Source organism: Tardiphaga sp. vice154, assembly GCF_007018645.1.
Taxonomy (GTDB): domain Bacteria; phylum Pseudomonadota; class Alphaproteobacteria; order Rhizobiales; family Xanthobacteraceae; genus Tardiphaga.
Window position 1 is genome coordinate 526005 of record NZ_CP041399.1, and the last position, 21511, is coordinate 547515.

At 64.1% G+C, this 21511-nt stretch carries 21 protein-coding genes and 2 tRNA genes; 8 read left to right on the forward strand and 15 right to left on the reverse strand.

What is annotated here, in order from left to right; translation table 11 throughout:
• Positions 1–107: 107 nt before the first annotated feature.
• Genes folD through FIU28_RS02430 form a run of 3 tightly spaced genes read right to left on the reverse strand, consistent with a single transcriptional unit; the run spans position 108 to position 1634 of the window.
• Positions 108–992, reverse strand: a complete 885-nt coding sequence (folD, locus tag FIU28_RS02420; protein WP_143571507.1) for a bifunctional methylenetetrahydrofolate dehydrogenase/methenyltetrahydrofolate cyclohydrolase FolD — start codon at positions 990–992, stop codon at positions 108–110.
• Positions 989–1336, reverse strand: coding sequence for a DUF167 domain-containing protein (locus FIU28_RS02425; protein ID WP_143571508.1), 348 nt, complete (start codon positions 1334–1336; stop codon positions 989–991). The genes folD and FIU28_RS02425 overlap by 4 nt, the downstream gene beginning before the upstream one ends.
• A 7-nt stretch (positions 1337–1343) precedes the next feature.
• On the reverse strand, positions 1344–1634 hold the full coding sequence (locus FIU28_RS02430) for a YggT family protein (RefSeq protein WP_143571509.1): 291 nt from the start codon (positions 1632–1634) through the stop codon (positions 1344–1346).
• Positions 1635–1827: 193 nt separating this feature from the next.
• Here FIU28_RS02430 and FIU28_RS02435 point away from each other — a divergent pair.
• Positions 1828–1903, forward strand: a tRNA-Ala gene (locus tag FIU28_RS02435).
• A gap of 119 nt (positions 1904–2022) precedes the next feature.
• Here the strand turns inward: FIU28_RS02435 and FIU28_RS02440 are convergent.
• The 5 genes from FIU28_RS02440 to FIU28_RS02460 form a co-directional block, all read right to left on the reverse strand.
• On the reverse strand, positions 2023–2802 hold the full coding sequence (locus FIU28_RS02440; RefSeq protein ID WP_143571510.1) for an SDR family NAD(P)-dependent oxidoreductase: 780 nt from the start codon (positions 2800–2802) through the stop codon (positions 2023–2025).
• Between the two features lie 118 nt (positions 2803–2920).
• Entirely contained in the window at positions 2921–3394 is a 474-nt protein-coding gene (locus FIU28_RS02445; RefSeq protein WP_143571511.1) for a TerB family tellurite resistance protein, read from the reverse strand.
• 113 nt (positions 3395–3507) lie between these two features.
• The gene (locus FIU28_RS02450; RefSeq protein WP_143571512.1) at positions 3508–4917 is read right to left on the reverse strand and encodes an adenylate/guanylate cyclase domain-containing protein; all 1410 of its coding nucleotides are present in this window, start codon (positions 4915–4917) and stop codon (positions 3508–3510) included.
• Positions 4918–5114: 197 nt separating this feature from the next.
• A complete protein-coding gene (locus tag FIU28_RS02455) occupies positions 5115–6491 on the reverse strand; it encodes a cytochrome P450 (RefSeq protein WP_143571513.1) in 1377 nt (458 codons plus the stop codon).
• A gap of 42 nt (positions 6492–6533) precedes the next feature.
• The gene (locus FIU28_RS02460) at positions 6534–7913 is read right to left on the reverse strand and encodes a hydrolase (RefSeq protein ID WP_143571514.1); all 1380 of its coding nucleotides are present in this window, start codon (positions 7911–7913) and stop codon (positions 6534–6536) included.
• 156 nt (positions 7914–8069) lie between these two features.
• Here FIU28_RS02460 and FIU28_RS02465 point away from each other — a divergent pair, with 156 nt between their 5' ends.
• On the forward strand, positions 8070–9755 hold the full coding sequence (locus FIU28_RS02465; RefSeq protein ID WP_143571515.1) for an MFS transporter: 1686 nt from the start codon (positions 8070–8072) through the stop codon (positions 9753–9755).
• On the opposite strand, the gene FIU28_RS02470 is transcribed toward FIU28_RS02465, so the two are convergent.
• The 3 genes from FIU28_RS02470 to obgE form a co-directional block, all read right to left on the reverse strand.
• Positions 9756–9971 carry a hypothetical protein gene (locus tag FIU28_RS02470; RefSeq protein ID WP_143571516.1) on the reverse strand — a complete coding sequence of 72 codons (216 nt, stop codon included), beginning with the start codon at positions 9969–9971 and terminating at the stop codon, positions 9756–9758.
• A gap of 74 nt (positions 9972–10045) precedes the next feature.
• On the reverse strand, positions 10046–11176 hold the full coding sequence (gene proB, locus FIU28_RS02475; protein ID WP_143571517.1) for a glutamate 5-kinase: 1131 nt from the start codon (positions 11174–11176) through the stop codon (positions 10046–10048).
• Positions 11177–11407: 231 nt separating this feature from the next.
• On the reverse strand, positions 11408–12457 hold the full coding sequence (gene obgE / locus FIU28_RS02480) for a GTPase ObgE (protein WP_143571518.1): 1050 nt from the start codon (positions 12455–12457) through the stop codon (positions 11408–11410).
• 168 nt (positions 12458–12625) lie between these two features.
• Here obgE and FIU28_RS02485 point away from each other — a divergent pair, with 168 nt between their 5' ends.
• The gene (locus FIU28_RS02485; protein ID WP_143571519.1) at positions 12626–13537 is read left to right on the forward strand and encodes a DMT family transporter; all 912 of its coding nucleotides are present in this window, start codon (positions 12626–12628) and stop codon (positions 13535–13537) included.
• Positions 13538–13583: 46 nt separating this feature from the next.
• Here the strand turns inward: FIU28_RS02485 and FIU28_RS02490 are convergent, their stop codons facing one another.
• The 4 genes from FIU28_RS02490 to rplU all read right to left on the reverse strand — a co-directional run bounded on the left by FIU28_RS02490 (position 13584) and on the right by rplU (position 15439).
• Entirely contained in the window at positions 13584–13766 is a 183-nt protein-coding gene (locus tag FIU28_RS02490) for a hypothetical protein (RefSeq protein WP_143571520.1), read from the reverse strand.
• A gap of 189 nt (positions 13767–13955) precedes the next feature.
• Positions 13956–14549, reverse strand: a complete 594-nt coding sequence (locus FIU28_RS02495; RefSeq protein ID WP_143571521.1) for a GNAT family N-acetyltransferase — start codon at positions 14547–14549, stop codon at positions 13956–13958.
• A 125-nt stretch (positions 14550–14674) separates the two neighbouring features.
• Complete coding sequence (rpmA, locus tag FIU28_RS02500; protein WP_143571522.1) at positions 14675–14947, reverse strand: 50S ribosomal protein L27; 273 nt, start codon at positions 14945–14947, stop codon at positions 14675–14677.
• Between the two features lie 99 nt (positions 14948–15046).
• Positions 15047–15439, reverse strand: a complete 393-nt coding sequence (rplU, locus tag FIU28_RS02505; RefSeq protein WP_143571523.1) for a 50S ribosomal protein L21 — start codon at positions 15437–15439, stop codon at positions 15047–15049.
• Positions 15440–15803: 364 nt separating this feature from the next.
• Between rplU and FIU28_RS02510 the strand changes: the two genes are divergently transcribed.
• From FIU28_RS02510 to FIU28_RS02530, 5 genes are all read left to right on the forward strand, one after another.
• Positions 15804–17057, forward strand: a complete 1254-nt coding sequence (locus tag FIU28_RS02510; RefSeq protein ID WP_143571524.1) for an ATP-grasp domain-containing protein — start codon at positions 15804–15806, stop codon at positions 17055–17057.
• A gap of 91 nt (positions 17058–17148) precedes the next feature.
• Positions 17149–18288, forward strand: coding sequence for an ROK family protein (locus tag FIU28_RS02515; protein WP_143571525.1), 1140 nt, complete (start codon positions 17149–17151; stop codon positions 18286–18288).
• Between the two features lie 219 nt (positions 18289–18507).
• Positions 18508–18597 (forward strand) — tRNA-Ser (locus FIU28_RS02520).
• Between the two features lie 125 nt (positions 18598–18722).
• Positions 18723–20096, forward strand: a complete 1374-nt coding sequence (locus tag FIU28_RS02525) for a DUF6538 domain-containing protein (RefSeq protein WP_143571526.1) — start codon at positions 18723–18725, stop codon at positions 20094–20096.
• 378 nt (positions 20097–20474) lie between these two features.
• Positions 20475–21500 (forward strand): DNA-methyltransferase, encoded by a 1026-nt coding sequence (locus tag FIU28_RS02530; protein WP_246660841.1) that lies wholly within the window; start codon positions 20475–20477, stop codon positions 21498–21500.
• Positions 21501–21511: the final 11 nt, after the last annotated feature.

Below are 21511 nucleotides of genomic sequence, written 5' to 3' on the forward strand. Positions count from 1 at the left end.
AAGCGCGGTCGGTAGCCCGGATGGCAATCCGGGGCCGGCCTGTCCGCTATCCCCGGATTGGATCGTCCCGCCGCTGAAGCGGCGTGACGGTTTCATCCGGGCTACGCTCAAACCGCCGGCTTGGCCAGCCCGTGGATCGCGCAGGCGGCGCGCAGCGTGTTGACCAGGAGGCAGGCCACCGTCATCTGGCCGACGCCGCCCGGCACCGGCGTGATCGCGCCGGCCACTTCCAGCGCCTCCGCATAAGCGACATCGCCGACCAGCCGCGTCTTGCCGTCTTCGCCGGGCAGCCGGTTGATGCCGACATCGATCACGGTGGCGCCCGGTTTGATCCAGTCGCCGCGCACCATTTCCGGCCGGCCGACCGCGGCATAGACCAGATCGGCCTGCGCGCAGAGCTTCGCCAGATCGCGCGAGCGCGAATGCGCGATGGTCACGGTGGCGTTCTCGTTCAACAGCAATTGCACCAGCGGCCGGCCGACCAGATTGGAGCGGCCGATCACGATGGCATTCATGCCTTCCAGCGAGGGATGCACGCTCTTGGTCAGGATGATGCAGCCGAGCGGCGTGCAGGGCGACAGCGCCGGCAGCCCGCCGGCCAGCCGCCCGGCATTGTTGGGATGCAGCCCGTCGACGTCCTTGGAGGGATCGATGCCGTTGACCACGGCGTCGGTGTCGAGCCCCTTGGGCAGCGGCAACTGTACCAGGATGCCGTGCACGGTGGGATCGGCGTTGAGTTTGGCCACAAGCGCTAGCAGGTCGGCCTGCTTCACGTCGGCCGGCAGCCGGTGCTCGAATGACGCCATGCCGGCGGCCTGGGTCTGCTTGTGCTTGCTGCGGACATAGACCTCGGAGGCCGGATCGGCGCCGACCAGCACCACCGCGAGGCCCGGCGTCAGGCCGTGGTCGCGCTTGACCCGCGCGACTTCGCCGGCGACGCGCTCGCGCAGTTCAGCGGCAATGATCTTTCCATCGATGATGCGGGCGGTCATGTCGGGTCCTGTTCGCTGGATTTTGCAGGCTTTGCTGCGGTAATGCTGCGCAGCAATTCGCCGAGTTTCCGGGGATCGCCGTCTACGGCGACCTGCTTCTGCCGCGAGGTGGTGCCGGAAAGCACCCGGACGTCGCGTTTTCGCACGCCGAGAACCTTTGCGAGCAGGTCGGTGACGGCGCGGTTGGCCTCGCCGCCCTCGGCGATGGCGCGGACCCGCACTTTCACTACCGGGCGGCCGTCGGACAGCGTCTCGATGCCGTCGATGTCGTCGCGGCCGCCGCGTGGCGTCACGCGCAAGGCGATGCTGATCCCGTCGGCCGAGTAGCGCCAGGGATCAGCCATGGCGAGGTCAGATCACGTTCGGGTAGATATAATAGGTGATGACCCGCTGCAGGAACATGATGATCAGGATCAGCACGATGGGCGAAATGTCGAGGCCGCCGAGGCTCGGCAGCGCCCGGCGGATCGGACCCAGCACCGGCTCGGTGATGCGAAACAGGAATTCGGCGATCGCCGAAACGAACTGGTTGCGGGTGTTCACCACGTTGAAGGCGATCAGCCAGGACAGGATCGCCGAGGCAATCAGCAGCCAGACGTAGAGATCGAGAACGATCAGCACGATATCGAGAACGGCACGCATGATGGGGAGGACTCGCGGGGTTGGTCGTGGATTCGACTGTCCGGTAAATATCGTCTCGGCCCCCTGCAAACAAGGGAACCGGGCGGCAAAAGCGCCATGACAACGGGCGATTGCGGTCGTTCTTGACTTGCCGTTAACAGGGATTGTAAATGGCGCCGATTGCAGACCGCGCGGTGCGCAGCCGGTCCGCATCGGGGCCATAGCTCAGCTGGGAGAGCGCGTCGTTCGCAATGACGAGGTCGGCGGTTCGATCCCGCCTGGCTCCACCATCCTTCGCTTGCTTCGCAAGCTCCGGCTCGGCAAGCCACTCAGTCCCATCGAAAGCGAAGCAAGCGAAGGATGTCGCGCCGTAGCCCGAAGGGCGCAGGCGGACCTCGGCTCAATCGCCTCACGCCCTCCGCAACTGCAATCTCGCCACCGCCCCCGCCACAAATCCCCGCGGAAAGAACCGCAGCAGGAACGGCACCATCTTGATGCCGAGGCCCGGCAACACGACGCGCTTGCCCGCCATCAGCCCGCGATAACCGGCCTCGGCGACGTCGGCCGCCGAAACATTGAGGATGGCCGAATCCAGCCCCGGCTCGAAACCGGCGCGCTTCTGAAATTCGGACGGGACCGGCCCCGGGCACAGCGCGGTGACGCGGACGCCCTTGGAGCCGAGCTCCTGATGCAGCGCTTCGGTGAAATGCAGCACATAGGCCTTGCTGGCGTAATACACCGCCATCCCCGGACCCGGCATGAAGCTGGCGATCGAGGCGACGTTGAGGATGCCGCCCTTGTTGCGGATGATGCTATCGGCAAATCGCAGCGACAGGTCGGTCAGCACCCGGACATTGACGTCCACCATGCCGAGTTGCTGCGTGCGGTCCATCTCGGTGGCGAGGCCGAACATGCCGAAGCCGGCATCGTTGACGATATACTCGACCTCGACCCCTGCCTGCGTCAGGGCGGCGGCGATCTGGTCGCCGGCATCGTGCGCTTCGAGATCGCAGGTAATCAGGAGCGGGGCCGTGCCGCCCCGGGCGACAATTTCGTCGGCCAGCGCCTGCAGTCGGTCGGCGCGGCGGGCAACCAATGCCAGCCTATGACGATGTGACGCGAACACTCGGGCCAGTTCGGTGCCAATGCCCGACGAGGCTCCGGTGATCAACGCCACGCGCTCAGTCACAATGCGATGCTCTTGCGAAAACGATCACAGGCAGGGTCTCGAAATGAACGATCCTCTTTTAATATAGGGATACGGAACAACCGCAAGTGCGAAGGCGCACCAAGGTACCGACCGAGCGTCAGGCCGTCACGTCCAACGCGGCGCCGCCGGCGCTGCGGCGCTTCAGCTCGATGCGGTCGTGCGACGATACGCCGAGCAGGTCGGCGGCGCGCCACACCACATTCTCCTCGAATTCCGACACCCGGCCGTCGGCGAACACCAGCTCCCACATCATCTCGATGATGCGGATCCGACCGGGTTCATCCACCGCGCGCATGATCACGCTGGTGAAGTGATAGAGATCGACGGCCTCGCCCTCGACCAGAGTCGCAGCAGCGATCAGCCTGTCGGCCGTGCCGGGATCAAGCCCGAACCGGGTTTCGATCAGGCTGTGCAACTTGGCCTTCTCGACCGCGGAGGGTTCGCCGTCCAGGGAAATCACATGAATCATCAAGGCCGTGGCAGCGAGCCGGTAGCCGGTATCATCAAACTCCTGGGTCTGCGAGCCCGGCGATACGACCTCGGCAATGAAGTCACGCAATTTTTCGAGCATCTAAATTCCCCGTCGAATAGCCCCGGTCGGAGCGTGGGTAAGGAACGTAAGCGTGCCACCCGGGTTCCCGATCCGCAAATTACGATTCCGCAATGCCTGCACGACAGGCACATTCAGGGAATCTCGTAGACCACGACCTTGTCGGCGATGCCGCGCAAGGCCGCGTGTTTTTCGATCGGCACGATATCGGCCGTGCGCAGCATCTGCTCGACGCCTTGCGCGGAGCGCACCGTGCCGGTGATATGGATCGCCGGCGCATTCGAGACGCCCTGCACCCTTGCTGCGATGTTCACCGTCTGGCCGAAGTAATCCTGCCGCTCGTTCAGCATCACGGCCAGGCAGGGTCCTTCATGAATGCCGATCTTGACCATCAGGTCGCGGGTGCCGCGTTGGTCGTTGAGCTGCTCCATCGCCGCGCGCATCCGCAGGCCCGCCGCGAGCGCCTGCTCCGGCCGGGTGAAGGTCGCCATCACGGCATCGCCGATCGTCTTCACCGCTGCGCCGCCTTCCGATGCGATGATCTCCAGCAGGGCGTGGAAATGCGCGCGGACCAGATCGAAAGCGGCGAGGTCGCCGACCCGGTCATATAATGCGGTGGAGCCCTTGAGGTCGGTGAACAGGAAAGTCAGCGAGGTGATCTTAAGCCGCTGGTCGATGGTCAGATTGTCGGCCTTGAAGACATCGCGGAAGGTCTGGTTGGTCAGCATCCGCTTGGCGGTCAGGAACGACTTGCGCCGGCCGAGCAGATGATGGAGCGCGTCGGCGGCGACGAACACCGCCGGCAGCACGCGGACATCGGTCTGGTTGTCGAACGACACATGCAGCGGCCCCGGCCGGAGTGTGATCGTCTCGGTCGGCCGATGCGCGCCGTCATACTGCAGGGATAGCTGCCGGATCTCGTCGGTCGGCTCGCCCTGCACGTCGATGAACGTGGCGGCGTGGGTCACCGGTTCGAACACGATCATGAACTGCTCGGGCAGCGTCAGCGTCAGTTCGTTCTGGCGATAGGCCGGGACTTCGCGGTGATCGAGCACGATCTCGTCGGCCAGGGAGGCGAAGGCCGCCGCATCGAAATCGACGCCCGAGCTCCAGAACACCTGCTTGAAATAGTCCCAGATCGGCAGCGCGCCCGGATCATGCGCCGCGATCCGGCGCACCCTTGGCGACACCGTGAAGGCAACCTCGACCTGGTCATCGACCGAGGCGGCATGGTCGCTGCCGCACAGGCCGCAATGATAGTCATCGTCGCGCAGCGATTTCAGCGTGCCGAATGCATCGAGCACGCCGCGGCAGCCCGGGCACAGCACGTTCCAGGAGAGGTCGAACAGGCCGAGCCGCGAGGCCTGCAGGAAGCCGGAGATCACGCGCTCCTCCGGCAGCCCGGTCCGGGAGGCGAAGTCGAGCAGGTTGATGCGGTTCAGCGCATCGTCGGCGCCCTCCGCGATCAGTTGTCCGATCGCTGCGACGACGGTGGGATCGCTAGTCTTCTGAAGGGCGTCGAGTTGGGCTTGGATATCGCTCATCGGATATAGATAGGATTGTTCGGTAACGTGTCAAAGACGGCTTCACAACCCGGTGTCGTCCCGGCGCACGCCGGGACCCATAACCTCCGTCAGTGAAAGAGAAGCTGCAGAGCGACGGCAATCACGCTCTACTTGGATTGCTGGCGTGTATGGGTCCCGGCGTTCGCCGGGACGACAGGAGAGGGCGGTGCTTCTCGCTAGCGCCGGGAAATTCTAAACTTCGGCGAGCGGTTCGGCTGCGTCGTGACGATGCCGATCGGCAGCACCGGCTCGGTCTCGTCGAGTTCGACGCGAAACGCGCCGACCAGTTTAGCCAGCGCCAGCGTCGCCTCGACCAGCGCGAAATGCGCGCCGATGCAGACCCGGGCGCCGACGCCGAACGGCAGATAGGCATAGCGGTCCGGCGCCGGCGCGCCCGGCATGAAGCGGTCCGGCATGAACGCATTGGGCTGCTCCCACAGCCGCTCGTGGCGATGCAGCAGCCACGGCGCGATCAGGATCACGTCGTTTTTGACAACAGCCTCGCCGCCGAGTGAATCCGGGCCGGCGGCTGCACGCGCAATCAGGAAGGCCGGCGGATATAGCCGCATCGTCTCGTCGATCACCGCGCGGGTGAATTTCAAGGCCTCGAATCCGGCGCCATCCCCGGCGGCGTGGGCTTCCGCGGCGACGCGATCCTGCGTCTCCGGATCGAGCGCCAGCAGATACAGCGCCCAGAACAGCGCCGTGGCCGTCGTCTCGTGGCCGGCCAAAATCATGGTCGCCACCTGGTCGCCTAGCTGCGCATCGGAGAAGGCGTCGTTGGTTTCCGGATCGCGTGCGGCGACCATCAGGTCGAACAAGTCGCGCGGCGGGGCGCCCTCAAGCTTGCCGGCGGCGCGACGCTCGGCGATCAGCATCGCGACGAAGCGGGTCCAGCGCTTGCGGAAGAAGTGCCGCGAAATGTCCTGCGGCGTCGGCCAGCCCAATGGCAGCAGCAGGTCGAGGAAATGCGGCCGCGCCAAATTCATGCCGTAGTCGATCACGAAGTCGCGCAGCGCGCGGCCATGGCGCGCCATGCCGGTGGAAAACATGGTGCGGCCGGCGATCTCCAGCGTCATCCGCTGCATCACCTCGCGGAGATCGACCGTGCCTTGCACCTTGTGTAGTTCGGCGACCGTCTCGTCGATTGCCGAGAGCATGTGTGGGATCAGTGTGCTGACCGCGCGCGGCGTGAAGGCCGGCGCCAGCGTGCGGCGCTGGTGCTTCCAGGCGCGCCCTTCGGCCAGCAGCAGGCCTTCACCGAGCATCGGCCGCAACACGCGGATGCCGGCGGGGGTCCGGGTGTAGTTCTCGTAATTGTCCACCAGCACATGGCGGATGTCGTCTGGCGCGTTCAGGATGAAGCTGGCATGGCCGAAGAAGCGACCCTTGACGATGTCGTCCTCGTAGGCGCGCTGACCCCAGGTGTCGATGGCGCTCTTGCGCATCAAGGCCATCCGGCCAAACGGCCCCATATTTTCCGGCGCCCGCGGCGGCGCCGGCGGTACCAGCGGCGCGCGGGCAGGGATGTCGATCGTCTCGGCGATGCTCATGGCCCCAGTGAAGCTATCAATCCAGGCGCCATGATGGCGCCTTCAGAGGGTGAATTCGGCCAGCGTGACGCGGTTTTCCGCCGCCGGCCAGGCCCGCGCGACGAGGCGCTCCTCGTTGCACAGGGCGACCACCGGCCGGCCGATCTCGGCGGCGGGAAGTCGAACGGTGGCCAGCGAGTCCGTCGGCACGCCAGCCTTGATGTCGGCCGGCTCCTTGCCGTCGAGCGCCACGATGTCGCGCGGCAGGCCGAAATAGCCGCGCGGCCGCGACATCATCACCACGGCGCCGACGCCGGCGTCGGCGGGCCCCAGCGCCCGGCCGGGGCGCAGATGCACGACATCCGACGAGCGCGGGAACGGCGAGCGATAGAAATGGGTGATGGGTGCGCCGGGTGCGGCGAGCACGATTTCCAGCGGCCAGGTCGGCTCGACCTGCGCTGTTCCCCAGCGGCCGTCAGGGCCGGTCGTGGCGCGATGCACGGCGCCGCCGATCCGCTCACCGGTCTCGGGCGCCACGCAAAAAATCTCGACGGTGGCGCCGGCTACCGGCCGGTTGGTCGGCACGCCGCCGGCCATGCCGGTGACAAGACCGCCGAGCCGCACCGCTGGCTCGGCCTCGACGGCGATGCGGGCTGGTTCACGACCGGCAATGAATTTGTAGATTTCGCGGAACGCGCGCGGGTGAAAGCCGACCTCGCGGTGGTCGAGCGTGCCGAGTACCAGATTGGTGGCGCCGCGCAGCGCCGGGCCGTCGGAGGTGATGCCGGTCGACGTCCCCGGCTTGCCGGCAAAGCGGCCGTCCGGCTGGGCGTATTTGTCGGTGCCGTCGCCGCGCAGGGTCAGGAAGGCGGTGCCGTCGGTTACCTCCTGGCCTTCGCCACCATTCAGCTCCCGCAGGAACGGGCCGTTTCCATTGAACTCGCTGCCGGGATTGTCGCTCCAGGCGTAGACGCCATGATTGGGCACGCCGCACAGCACCGCATGGCTGACATCGGCAGCGCCGCCATTCCTGATGTAGTTGCGCACGGCATAGCCGCCCCGCGAATTGGCCACCAGGGCGACGCGCGCAGCCCCGGTGCGGCGCTTCAGCTCGGCAATGGCCTCGCCGAGTTCGCGGCGCTGCTGCGTGGTGGAGGAACGGTTCGGCTGCTCCACGCCGTCGTCGCTCCGCGACAGCGGGTCGGTGAAATTGATCGCCATCAGGCGGTCGCGCGCCATGCCGTTGGATTCCATGCGCCAGAGCTGCGTCATCCACAGCGCGGCGTGATCGCCATTGCCATGCACGAACAGGATCGGCGGAATGTCGGAAGGGGAAGTGATGGTGCCGGTTCCGGTCTGGGCCGCGGCCTTCGAGACCAGCGCCGTGGCCGCCAGCGGCAGCGCCGCTGCTCCCAACAAGATCGTTCGCCGCGACATCATCATGCAACCTCCCGAATCGTATTTTAGACGACGGTATCTGCATCGCGCAGGCCCGCCTAGACGCGGCGCTACTGGACAGCCGCTCGGATTTGCAGGCATCACAGTGTCATGACCGGCGGATGACCAACGCGCCGGAAGCTTCTCAGAAAGCGGCAGGGGATGAAGACGCCGGTGTCCAGACCAATCGTCGCCACCGACGGCATCGCGGCGCCATTGCGCTTTCCCGTGTTCCGCCGGATCTGGCTGGCCAGCCTGTTGTCCAATCTGGGCCTGATGATCCAGAGCGTCGGCGCGGCCTGGGCGATGACCCAGATGACGGCGTCGGCCGACAGAGTGGCGCTGGTGCAGACCGCCTTGATGCTGCCGATCATGCTGATCGCGATGCCGGCCGGTGCGGTCGCCGACATGTACGACCGCCGCCTCGTTTCGCTGGCGTCGCTGGCGGTTTCGCTGCTCGGCGCCTCGGCGCTGACGCTGCTGGACTGGAGCGGCGCGGTGACGCCGAACCTGCTGCTGGCGTTCTGCTTCGTCATCGGCAGCGGCATGGCGCTGTTCGGCCCGGCCTGGCAGTCCTCGGTCGGCGAGCAGGTGCCGCCGGAGGTGCTGCCATCCGCGGTGGCGCTGAACGGCATCAGCTACAATATCGCGCGCAGCTTCGGCCCTGCGATCGGCGGTATCGTCGTCGCGACCGCCGGTGCCGTCGCGGCCTTTGCCGCCAATGCGGTGCTCTACATCCCGCTGCTGGTGGTGCTGTTTCTGTGGCGGCGCAACACCGAGGCGTCGCGGCTGCCGCGTGAGCGGTTGAGTCGGGCGATCGTCTCCGGCGTGCGCTACATCGCCAATTCGCCGTCGATTCGCATCGTGCTGATGCGCACGCTGATCACCGGCATCTGCGGGGGCTCGGTCTCGGCCCTGATGCCGCTGGTGGCGCGGGACCTGTTGCACGGCGGCGCGCAAACCTATGGCATCATGCTCGGCGCGTTCGGCATGGGCGCGGTGATCGGCGCGCTGAACATCGGCTCGGTGCGAAAATATCTCGGCGGCGAGGCCTCGATCCGCGCCTGCGCGCTGGTCATGGGCGTGGCCATCGCCGGGATCGCCGTCAGCCGCGACCCGGTGCTCACGGCTGCGGCGCTCGTGGTGGCGGGATCGGTATGGATGATGGCCATCGCGCTGTTCAATATCGGCGTGCAACTGTCGGCGCCGCGCTGGGTCGCGGGGCGCTCGCTCGCCGCCTTCCAGGCCGCGATTGCCGGCGGCATCGCGATCGGCAGCTGGGGCTGGGGCTTTCTGACCGACATGTTCGGCGTCGAATTCGCGTTGCTGGCGTCGGGCGCGGCGATGTTTGCTTCACCCTTGCTCGGGCTGTGGCTGAAGATGCCGCCGATCGGCGTCCGCGACGAGGACGCCGGCATGCTCGACGATCCCGAGGTGCAACTGCACCTCACCGGGCGCAGCGGACCGCTGGTGGTGGAGATCGAGTACCGTATCGATCAGGAGCGGGCCCGCGCCTTCCACGGGGTAATGCAGGATGTCCAGCTCTCGCGGCAGCGCAACGGCGCCTATGGCTGGTCGATCGCCCGCGACATCGCCGATCCCGAATTATGGACCGAGCGCTATCACTGTCCGACCTGGCTCGACTTCCTGCGGCAGCGCAACCGCTCGACGCAGTCGGAGCGCGCACTGTACCAGCGCGCCGCGGACTATCATCTCGGCCCGGATCCGATCCGCGTTCGCCGCATGCTGGAACGGCCGTTCGGTTCGGTGCGCTGGAAGGATGAAACCCCGGACCGCGTCGCCGGCGATGTGCTGCCGGCGGCAACGCCTGCCGGCTCCAGTGGCTGATTACTGGTTGTTGTCGGCCAGCACTTTCGAGCAGGCCTTGCTGAGCTTGCTGCGGTTTTCCTTGAGGCAACCGAGCACGACCATGTCGCCGTCGTTCATCTTGGCGCGGCAGAACCTGGAAACGTCGCGCGCGCAGGCCGACTGCTGGGTATTGTCCTGCGCCGCCGCCGCAGATGCGAAAAGCAGTAGCGGAATCATCAATACGATTCTTGTCATGGCAACTATCCGTTCAACAATGCAATCCGGCGATAATGCACGACCGGGGATCTCGTTGCTACACGTGAAATAGCTCAATGCGGCGCGACGCCGATCACCAGATCGTCGCGGTGGATCATCTCGGCGCGGCCGGTGATCCCCAGGATTCGCATCGCGTCCGGCGAGGTGTGGCCCTTGATCCGCTCGGCATTCTCGGCGTCATGCGCCACGAGCCCGCGGCCGATCTCGTGGGTATCGGGGCCGCGCACCAGCACCGCATCGCCGCGTGAAAAATGGCCCTCGACGCGGATCACGCCGGCCGGCAGCAGGCTTTTGCCGGCGCGCAGCGCCTTGACCGCGCCGGCGTCGATGGTGAGCGTGCCCTTCGGCTCCAGCGATCCGGCGATCCAGCGTTTTCGCGCCGTGACGGGATTGGCGGGCGAGAGAAACCAGGTGCAGAGGCCGCCATCGGCAATCTTCTGCAGCGGATGATCGACCTTGCCGGAGGCGATCACCATGTGGGTGCCGGCGGTGGTGGCGATCTTGGCAGCCTCGATCTTGGTATACATCCCGCCGCGCGATAATTCGGACTCTGCGGCGCCGGCCATGGCCTCGATCTCGGCGGTGACGGACTCGACGACTGGAATGAGCCTGGCGTCGGGATTGGAGCCGGGCGGCGCGGTGTACAGCCCGTCGATATCCGACAGCAGCACCAGCAGGTCGGCCGAGGCCATCGTGGCCACGCGGGCAGCAAGGCGGTCATTGTCGCCATAGCGGATCTCGTTGGTGGCCACGGTATCGTTCTCGTTGATCACCGGCACCGCGCGCCATTCCAGCAGCTTGGCAATGGTCGAGCGCGCATTGAGATAGCGGCGGCGCTCTTCGGTATCCTGCAGCGTCACGAGAATCTGGCCGGCGCCGATGCCGTGAGCGCCCAGCACTTCCGACCAGATCCGCGCCAGCGCGATCTGGCCTACGGCGGCGGCGGCCTGGCTCTCTTCCAGCTTCAGCGCGCCGCGCGGCAGCTTCAAGCGGCTGCGGCCGAGCGCGATCGAGCCGGACGATACCACAAGCACGTCGCGACCATCGGCATGCAGCTTGGCGATGTCGGCGGCCAGCGCCGTCAGCCAGGCCGACTTCACCTCGCCCTTGGCCGAATCGATCAGCAGCGACGACCCGACCTTGATGACGATGCGGCGGAAGTTGTTCAGTGACGGGGAGGACATGGCGGGGCTTTGTTGGTTCGGAATGCCGACAGTAGATGAAGCTGACCAACGATCAATGCGAAGCGCCGACGGCGCGCTCCCTCTCCCCGTTGGGGAGAGGGCTGGGGTGCGGGGACACCGGCCTATCGATGGCGCCCCGGCCCCTCACCCGGATTGCTCCGCAATCCGACCTCCCCCCACGGGGAGAGGTGACTGAGCGTCGCTGCTCGCATTCGGATTCATCTTTGAACTCTAGTTCGTCAGCGGCGCCCAGGGCGCGGAGGCGTTCATGGCCTTGGCCTTGTCCGATACCGGCGCTTCGCCGATTTCGGCGACCAGCGCGCGCAACGCCTCCTTGACGCCTTCGCCGGTGGCGCCCGCGATCAGCAGCGGCGTCTTCTTCGCGGCGCGCTTCAGGCGATCCTTCTGCTGCTTCAACTGCTCGGGCGTCACCGCGTCGATCTTGTTGAGCGCGACGATCTCGACCTTGTTGGCGAGGTCGCCTTCATAGGCCTCGAGCTCGGTGCGGACAGTCTTGTACGCCTTGCCGGCATGTTCGCTGGTCGCGTCGATCAGATGCAGCAGCACGCGGCAGCGCTCGACATGGCCCAAAAATCTGTCGCCGAGGCCGGCGCCTTCATGGGCGCCCTCGATCAGGCCGGGAATATCGGCGAGCACGAATTCGCGGCTGTCGACATCGACCACGCCGAGCTGAGGATGCAGCGTCGTGAACGGATAGTCGGCGATCTTCGGCTTGGCGGCCGACACCACCGAGAGGAAGGTCGATTTGCCGGCATTCGGCAGGCCGACCAGGCCGGCATCCGCGATCAGCTTCAGGCGCAGCCAGATCCAGCGTTCTTCGCCGGTCTGGCCGGGATTGGCGTTGCGCGGCGCGCGGTTGGTTGAGGACTTGAAGTGCGCGTTGCCGAAGCCGCCATTGCCGCCTTCGGCCAGTACGAAGATCTCGCCGAGCTTGGTGAAGTCGTGGATCAGCGTCTCGCGATCTTCGTCGAAGATCTGCGTGCCCACGGGGACCTTCAGCGTCACGGCCTTGCCGTTGGCGCCGTGGCGGTCCTTGCCCATGCCGTTGGTGCCCTTCGGCGCCTTGAAATGCTGCTGGTAACGATAGTCGATCAGCGTGTTCAGGCCATCGACGACTTCGATGATGACATCGCCGCCGCGTCCGCCGTTGCCGCCGGAGGGGCCGCCGAACTCGATGTACTTCTCGCGGCGAAACGCCACGCAGCCGTTGCCGCCGTCACCGGAGCGAATGTAAACCTTGGCTTCATCGAGAAATTTCATGGTGTATCCGTATCGCAGGGGGGTGGTGGCGGCAACCGTTTCATGGCTTTGAGCCGTGAAAAGCCCGCATTTGCGGGCCTTGCTGCCGCGCGCGCTGCGTCGTAGAGGACGCGTGCCGCTGTTAACCAAGCCCTGTCGTGATGGGCTCTTCTACAGGTCCATCTAGGCATGTTTGCGACCATTTCCACTGCCGCCGACGAGCGGACCGCGCGTCTCGCCGGCATCGGCCTGATGCTGGCCGGGATCGGGCTGTTCTCGCTCGGCGACGCGATCGGCAAATACCTCGTCATCGACCATTCGGTCGGGCAGTTGCTGTTTTTGCGCGCGATCGCGGCCCTCTTGGTGCTGTCGCCGTCGATCTGGCGGTATCGCGCGGAGTTCTTCCGGCTCGAGCGGCCGCGGCTGCAACTGGTGCGGATGGTGCTCTCGACCGTCGATGTCGCCGCGTTCTTCGCCGCCACCGTGTATCTGCCGCTCGCCGACGTCATCACCTTCTATCTCGCGGTACCGATCTTCGTCACCGCAGGCTCGGCGATCTTCCTGCGCGAGCAGGTCGGCTGGCGGCGCTGGAGCGCGGTGGCGGTCGGTTTCTGCGGCGTGCTGATCGCGTTGCAGCCGTCACCGGAGAGCTTCACCTGGCCGGCGCTGATCGCGTTGTGCGGCAGCGCGTCGTTTGCCGCCCTGATGCTGCTGACGCGCACGCTGCGCGCCGCACCCGACGTGGTGCTGGCCTCGACGCAATTCATGGGCTCGCTCGCCTTCGGCGCGGTGATGGCGCCGTTCGGCTGGGTGACGCCAGGCCTCGGAGACACCGCCATGTTCCTGTTCGGCGGCGTGACGTCGGTCTGCGCGCTATTATGCGTCAACCGCTCGCTGAAACTGGCGCCGGCGAGCGTGGTGGTGCCGTATCAATATACGATGATCATCTGGGCGGTGCTGTTCGGCTACGTCGCGTTCGGTGACCTGCCGTCAATGGCGACGCTGATCGGGGCCGCGATCATCGTCGCGGCCGGGCTTTATATCTTCCTGCGCGAACGCAATCTCGGTCACGTCCCGGAAGTGAGTCCGCCGGTGGCGTGAACGCGGGGCGCGCCGAACGGTCGTGCCTGCCTGCGACGGGATGGGCCTATTTCTGGGGTGTCAGTTCCAGCCTGGCGGTGGCGAAGCGCTCCATCATCCGTTGCTCACGATCCTTGCGGTCGTCGGCCAGCAACTTCAATTCGTCGCGCTCGAAACGGTCCAGCACATGCTGGAAAGCGTTCGGCACGTCACGGCCTTCGACCAGCGACTGATTTGATGAGTCCGGCATGTCGATCTCCCTGTCTGATATCTATTAGTACGGCAGGTAGAGAAGTTCGCGTATCCGGGGATCTACCCGGTTTGGCGACAATACGAATTGTTGGTGAGCGATCGATTAACGGCGGCTAACGGGCGCAAGGTGGGTGGCGAGTACCACTCCCTTGCGCCGCCTGGCTGCCGACGGAACGTTGCGGAGTGATCACCGTCTCGTCGACGTACCCCAGTGCTTAAGCGACGACCACACCGAGCGGCTGAGCTTGAAGCAGTCCACCGGCGTCGAGGAGCCGATCGCCTCGAAGCGGTGCAACTGCACGCCGATCCACTGGAAGCCGCACTTCTCCAGGATGTTGCGCGACGCCGGATTGGCGACGCGGGCGCTGGAGGCGAGATGCTCGATGGTGAATTCCTCGAAGGTGAAGTCGATCACCGCGCGCGCGGCCTCGGTCGCAAAACCCTGGCCCCAATGATCGACGCCGAGCCAGTAGCCGAGCTCCGGCGCGTCCGGCTGGCGCCAGTCGACGCCGACCATGCCGATCGGCCGGCGATCCTGTTCGATCAGGAACACCGTGTCGCTGCCGCCATGCAGCGACTGGACGAAGTCGACCGCGTGCGCCTCCGAATAAGGATGCGGCAGCCGGCGGGTCATCTCCGCGATGCGGCGATCATTGGCGAGATGGGCAATCGCTTTGGCGTCGGCGAGCGTGGGCTTGCGCAGCGCGAGGCGCGCGGTCTCGAGAACGCAACCGGCGGCGTGCGGTTCCAGCCGCGTCGGGGTCGGGATATCCTGCAGCATCTCGGGCTCCTTGGCGCTTTGCGCACCAAACGAAAAGGGGAGGCCGGTTTCCCGCCTCCCCTTTGGAGCCTCTGTGGCGTCCGCGGGTTCAACAGGACCCGGCGGACTCCAATGTGTCCACCGTGTTACTCGGCCGCGGCTTCAAGAATCGGCAGAACCGAAATGAAGGTGCGACCGTTGGCTTTGGCGCGAAACTGGACGTGGCCTTCTACCTTGGCGAACAGGGTATGGTCGGTGCCCATGCCGACATTAAGGCCGGGGTGCCAGGTGGTGCCGCGCTGACGCGCAATGATGTTGCCGGGGATCACGCGCTCGCCGCCATACGCCTTGATTCCGAGGCGCTTGCCTGCCGAATCACGACCGTTTCGCGATGAACCGCCTGCTTTTTTATGAGCCATAGCCCGTCTCCAATCTTGAGGTTTTCCAGATCACATCCCTGTGGGGCGCGATCTCACATATTTTCAACTTGTCGCGGCGTGATGCCGCGCCAGGGTTTCTTATGCGGCGTCTTCAGCCTCGACGGCGGCCGGCTTGACGACCTTCTCGCGCTTCGGGCGCGGTCCGACGGTCGGCTTCTTGCCATCGGCCAGGATCTCGGTGATCCGCAGCACGGTGATCTCGTCGCGGTAACCACGCTTGCGGCGCGAATTCTTGCGGCGGCGCTTCTTGAACGAGATGATCTTCGGGCCGCGCTTGTGCGACAGCACCTCGGCCGCCACGGTGGCGCCTGCGACCATCGGCAGTCCGAGCACCGGCGTATCGCCGCCGAGCACCAGAACTTCGCCGAGCTGGATGATCGTTCCAACTTCGCCTTCGATCTTGCCTACTTCGAGCACATCTTCAGCGACAACGCGGTATTGCCGCCCGCCGGTCTTGATGACTGCGAACATCAGTATATTCCTTCGTTTTCGATCCAACCTCGATGGGTCGGCTTTTTGTTGTTCTTGTTAAGGGCATCGCCGGGTCCTGAAGGATTTCGGCGAATTTCTGCGGAAGGACGGACGTTGCCGCCGACGCGCAAAAACAATCGGCGCGAGGAAAACCTGCGCCGGATACGGGACTTATAGCCGGCGAGGTCGGCGAGTCAAGGAAAAGTCCGGGAAATCGCGGCAAAACGGGGGCTTCTCGCGGCCCGGGGGGCGTCGAACCCTTCGCGGGCACGCCCGCGGGACATGGTAAACGCAACGTTAAGTAACCCGCCCTACCAAGGAATCTGGCGTCGTTCGTGCGCCCCGCGATTCCGAGAGACATCCGATGACATCTGATCCGCTCCCGATCGGCGCTTCCGCCACCCTTCCGGTTCCCCGCATCGGCTTTGCGACCCTGACCCAGATGGCGTTCGAGGGCGTCGATTTGCGGCCCTTGTGGCAGGAATTGATGGACAAGGTCGCCAACGGCACCGCCGATGCGGGCCATGGCATCGACCTGTCGCTGCTGACGCAATTGCTCGGCGACAAGCCGAACGGGCTGGCGATCCAGGACGAGGTGCTGGCCCAGCACCGGCTGTTTCGTTCGCCGTGCGATACGCAGCCGCCGCGGCTGCGCGTGCTGGCGCTGGCCGCCGCGATCGACATGGGCGGCAACACACCGATCGATTTCCTGCTGGAGGATTCCGGCATCGAGCTGACGACGCTCTATGTGGTGGAGGGCACGGAGCTGCCGTCGCCGCTGCCGGAGCACGACGTGGCCATCGTGGTGGCGTCCGACTCCGAGGAATGCCGCGCAGCACTGGCCGAGATCGATCGTCTCGCACCGCGCTGGCCGCGCCCGCTGCTAAACCCGCCCGGCCGGATCGGCAATCTCGACCGCGACAAGCTGTACCGGCTGTTGCACGACATCGCCGGCATCGACATTCCCGCGACGGTCGGCGTCGCCCGCGCGCGGCTCGACGAGGTCGCGGCCGGCCGCGCCCGGCTGGCCTCGGTGGCGGACGGTACCGATTTTCCGGTGATCGTGCGGCCGCGCGGCTCGCATGCCGGCGTTGGCCTCGCGAAGCTCGAGGACGCCGAAGCGCTCGGTGCCTATCTCGCCGAGCCCGCGCGGCGCGAGCCGGAATTCTTCATCTCGCGCTTCGTGGACTATTCCAGCGCCGACGGCCAGTTCCGCAAATACCGCATCGTGTTCGTCGACAGCCGGGTGTTCGCCTGCCACATGGCGATCTCCGAGCAGTGGAAGATCTGGTATCTCAACGCCGGCATGTCGTTCAGCGAGAGCAAGCGGCAGGAGGAGGCCGGCTTTCTGACCGAGTTCGATGAAGGCTTCGGCGCCCGGCACCGCGCCGCGCTGGACGGCATGGCTGAGCGCGTCGCGCTGGACTATTTCACCGCCGACGTCGCCGAGACCAAAGATGGCCGGCTGCTGATCTTCGAGGCGGACAATACCGCGGTGGTCCACAATATGGATTCGCCGGAGCTGTTTCCCTACAAGCCGCCGCAGATGCGCGCGATCTTCTGCGCCTTCGCGGCCATGCTGACGCAGCGCGCCGAAGCCTGGCGCACCCGCGCGTAGCCGTGCGCCCTGTTCGGGCGTGACAAAAGGCGCCATGCAACCAACCGGTTCCCTGCGCATTGTCACACGATTTTCGAACCCCAGGGGCAAAATGGCTGACGACAACGGAACGACGACGGGCATCGCCCGGCATGGTGCAACGCGCCTGCCCTCGGTGGAAATAGACAGCTTCAATATCGAACTGAAGGACGAGGACGGCTTTCTCGGCGACCGCGCCAGCAAGGGCGCGTTCCAGCGCATTCTCGATGGCTTGCGCAAACCGCTGCAGAAGAACGGCGACGACCCGCTCGGCAAGAAGGCGACGGAGGAAATCGGCAAGTCGACGCTCTCCGAGGCGCTGGTCGGCGACGACATCGCGGCGGCAGCCTTGGTGCACGGCGCGATCGAGGATTTCGCGCAGGAGCTGGCCTACGTCACCCGGCGCTTTCTAAAGAGCAAGGCTTGGGCCGGCACCGAATGTATCGTGGTCGGAGGCGGCTTCCGGCAAAGCCGGGTCGGCGAGATGGCGATCGCCCGCACCGACCTGCTGCTGAAGGCCGAGGGCATCGAGGTCGACCTGGTGCCGATCCGCTTCCACCCCGATGAAGCCGGGCTGCTCGGCTGCCTGCATCTGGCGCCGTCGTGGATCTTCGAGGGCCATGACAGCATCCTGGCGGTGGACATCGGAGGCTCCAACATCCGCTGCGGCGTCGTCGGGACGCAGTGGAAGAAGGCGCCGGACCTGTCCAAGGCGTCGGTCTGGAAGTCCGATTTGTGGCGCCACGCCGATGACGAACCGACCCGCGAAGGCGCGGTGAAGCGGCTGGTCAAGATGCTGAAGGACCTGCTGACGGCGGCCGAAGCCGAGGGCTTCAAGCTGGCGCCGTTCATCGGCATTTCCTGCCCCGGCGTGATCAACGAGGACGGCACCATCGAGAAGGGCGCGCAGAACCTGCCGGGCAATTGGGAGAGCAGCAAGTTCAACCTGCCGGGTCTGATCGCCGAGGGCATCCCCGAGATCGGCGGCCACGATACCGCGGTACTGATGCACAATGACGGCGTCGCGCAGGGGTTGAGCGAGATTCCTTTCATGCAGGACTTCGACCATTGGGGCGTGCTGACCATCGGCACCGGCCTCGGCAATGCCCGCTTTACCAACCGACATCGCGACAAGAAGGACAAGGACGACGCCAAGGGCGACAAGAAAGACGACACGAAGGAAGAAAAGAAGGCCAAGAAGGCCAAGGCCTGAGGCAGGCCCGGCCAGGACGGCACGCTCCTTCGGAACGTGCCGTCCTGGATGAGGGGCCATTTCGGCCCGCCGGGGCCCTCTGGCGCCACGCCTATCCGCAGGCATGCCAGCCTTCGCCTCTATTCGCCAAATTTCCTGCCGGGCGGCTTGTCTGCCGCGCCAACCTCGCCTAGAACACCGCCCAACCACCCGCGGGCGACCGCGGATTCTGAACGGCCTGGAGAGGTGGCAGAGTGGTTGAACGTACCGCACTCGAAATGCGGCATAGGTGCAAGCCTATCGGGGGTTCGAATCCCCCCCTCTCCGCCAACTTGTTGATCCAATTGTATTTTTGCTCGATATCTTCTGAGGTTTGGACTTGTTTCCCTGCCGCTATTGACTGCCGCTAATGGTCGCCATTAAATCCCTCGGCTTCAATCGAGGAGTTCGAAGCGATGGCGAGACGGGGAACTTACCTCTATCGGCGGCCCGGCAGCCAAAATTGGCACATCAGACTTCAGTATCCATTGGCGCTTCGTGAAACGCTTGCGCTGATCTCAGACAAGAAAGACGTGAAACGGGCAGTTGAGAAGAGCCTCGGTACAGCCGACCGTCGAGAGGCTGAAGCAATCGCCGCTCCGTTAATTGCGCAGCACAAAAGGCTGCTCGTCGTTCACGCTGCCCGTACTCGCCAAGCGAGCAGCTTTCGTCGCGAGGTACTTCGGCTTGAGATCGAGCCTGGAAAGTACACTCATTCCGATGGCTCTATGACCGTAGCCACACAAAGCGAGATCACAGTCTTCCAGGCTGACGGGTCCATGATTACGCGTCGCAACCTAAAGGTCCGGGACGATTTTCAACTCGACGCAGCGAAACTGCCTCCTCCATTACGAAGGGCTTGGAGCGAGGCTGGTGGGAAGGAGCGGGCGGCGAAGCTCCAGGGCGATAGCGAAATCATCGAAAATTTCATTCGGGAGAAAAACAAAAATGCCGAGGACGCGAAACTCGCTCGCGATACGTTGGCCACGTTCAAGGTCGTAAACGGCGGCAAGACGATTGCGGCCTCGAGCAGGGCTGACGTTAAGGCGCTTGTGACGCATCTTTTTGAGAAGGGCGGAAAGAATGGCACAGGCATCAAGTACGCGACGATTCGGCGGGCGATAGCTCAATTGAAAGCGGCTGTGAACCTCGAACAACTAAACGCCGACCATCCCCGACTGACTCGTAACGTGTTTTCGACCGTTTCGATTGACGGCGACGAGGGAGCCGAGAAGCGCGACCCCTATACAGAGGCGGATGTACAGACGGTCCGAGCGAACCTCGACAAGCTCGATGCCGAAGAGCGCTTGATGTGGCTATGGCACGTGTCGAGCGGCATCCGGCCGGGTGGCATTTACTCCATCGTCAAGGACGAATGGGAATTGGCTGAAGACCCCGATCAGCCAGGAACTATTCATCGGACTCGCCACGTTCGCATTCTGAAAGACAAGAGCCGAAAGTTCGGCCCACGAAATCTGCCGGTGCCACAGGCGGTCTTGGACAGCGGTCTTTTGCCAGAGAAAATTAGTGGACCGCTGTTCAAACGTCAGCTAAAGCCGCTGCTCGTAGCCTTAAATGGCAAGCTTGCCTCTAAAGAATTCAACGTCAATACGGGCACCAAAACGCTCTACAGTGCCCGGCATCGGGCCGCAGACAGAATGCGGGATCGAATGCCCGGAAAGATGATGACCTTGATCCTTGGCCATTCAAGGCCGGATATTGGGGATAGATATGGCCACGGTCACGCGATGTGGCGGGTCAAGCTCGAAATGGACAAGATCGGCGGTTGATGGCCAGACTGGTGAGCAATTCGATTGCGTCTCTAAGTGACACCAACCACTAGAGACTTGTTTGGCGATGGTCCCGCTATCGTTTTTCATTTACTCCGGTAACAACGGCGCCCGTTGAGCATTCTCGCCCTGAAAAATTCACGCCGCAGACTTTGACCAAAGAACAGTCGCTTGTGCGCACGCGCAACGTAGCAAATGCAAGGCCATTAGCAGAACGCCTCCTAGGAAGCGCAAGACGCACTTGAATTGCGACGGCTACAATAATGCAAAATTCTGTGTCGGCCACCCCAGCGTGGGCTGAGGTATGCTACCGTCGACTCGCCCGCAATTGAGCGATGCCGGGTGTACATGATAGTCTTAAATAAAAGGGAACGCTTTATGAAAAGATCATCGGTTAAATTGGTGGTCAATAATGCGCGCGGTCCCGAAACAGCCAAAGTCAAGCAGCCGCCGAAAACCAAAGCCAACGACGCGATGCACCCCATGGTGTTGTCCGAAGAAGCATTCCTCTCGGAAGATTTGCGAAAGCACGCTTATTACGCCGACGACACCACGATCATCCTGAATACCGACGTACATAACGGACTCAGGCTGCTGGCCGAAAATGGCATACTTGTAAATTGTATCGTTACTTCGCCTCCCTTCTACGGCCAGCGTGACTACGAGGTAAACGGGCAAATTGGACTGGAGGCGCATCCTTCCGATTTTGTGACCAAGCTAATTTCAGTTTTCGAGGATTGCAGGCCGGTGCTCGCCGCGAATGGCAGTCTTTGGGTCAATATCGGAGATACGTACTGGAGCGGAAAGGGTGAACACAAAAGTGGCGAGACCAAACAAAACGCGCGGAGATTTGGTTTAAGACCACAAGATCGGAAGGGAGATGGCAAGTGGTGTGTTCCAAAACAATTGCTGCTTATCCCTCATCGTCTTGCAATCGCTATGCAGGACAAGGGGTGGACCGTACGCAATGACAACGTTTGGCTGAAGCCAAATCCGATACCGGACCAAGTTCGTGATCGCTGTTCAATCTCGCACGAGTATGTTTTTCACTTCGTCAAAGAGCGCTGGTATTTCTTCGACAAAAACTCGGTTGGGCGCACCGCTGAATCGGGGTCAGTGCTTCCCCCGCTTGATACATGGGAGGTAGCGGCAGTCCGAGGTACAGCCAACGGCCACAAGGCGCGGTTTTCTGAAGACCTCGTTCGCATCCCGATACTCACTACGACACCGCCGCGCGGCATTGTACTTGATCCATTCGCCGGTAGCGGCACAAGCCTGATCTTCGCACGCAAGCACGGTTTTAGGTCCATCGGAATTGATATCAAGAAACAGTTTTGCAAGCTGATGGTCGATAGGCTGTTAGAGGTTGCCCGAGAAGAGGCGACCGAAGAGGAAGCAGACTAAGGAATTAAATT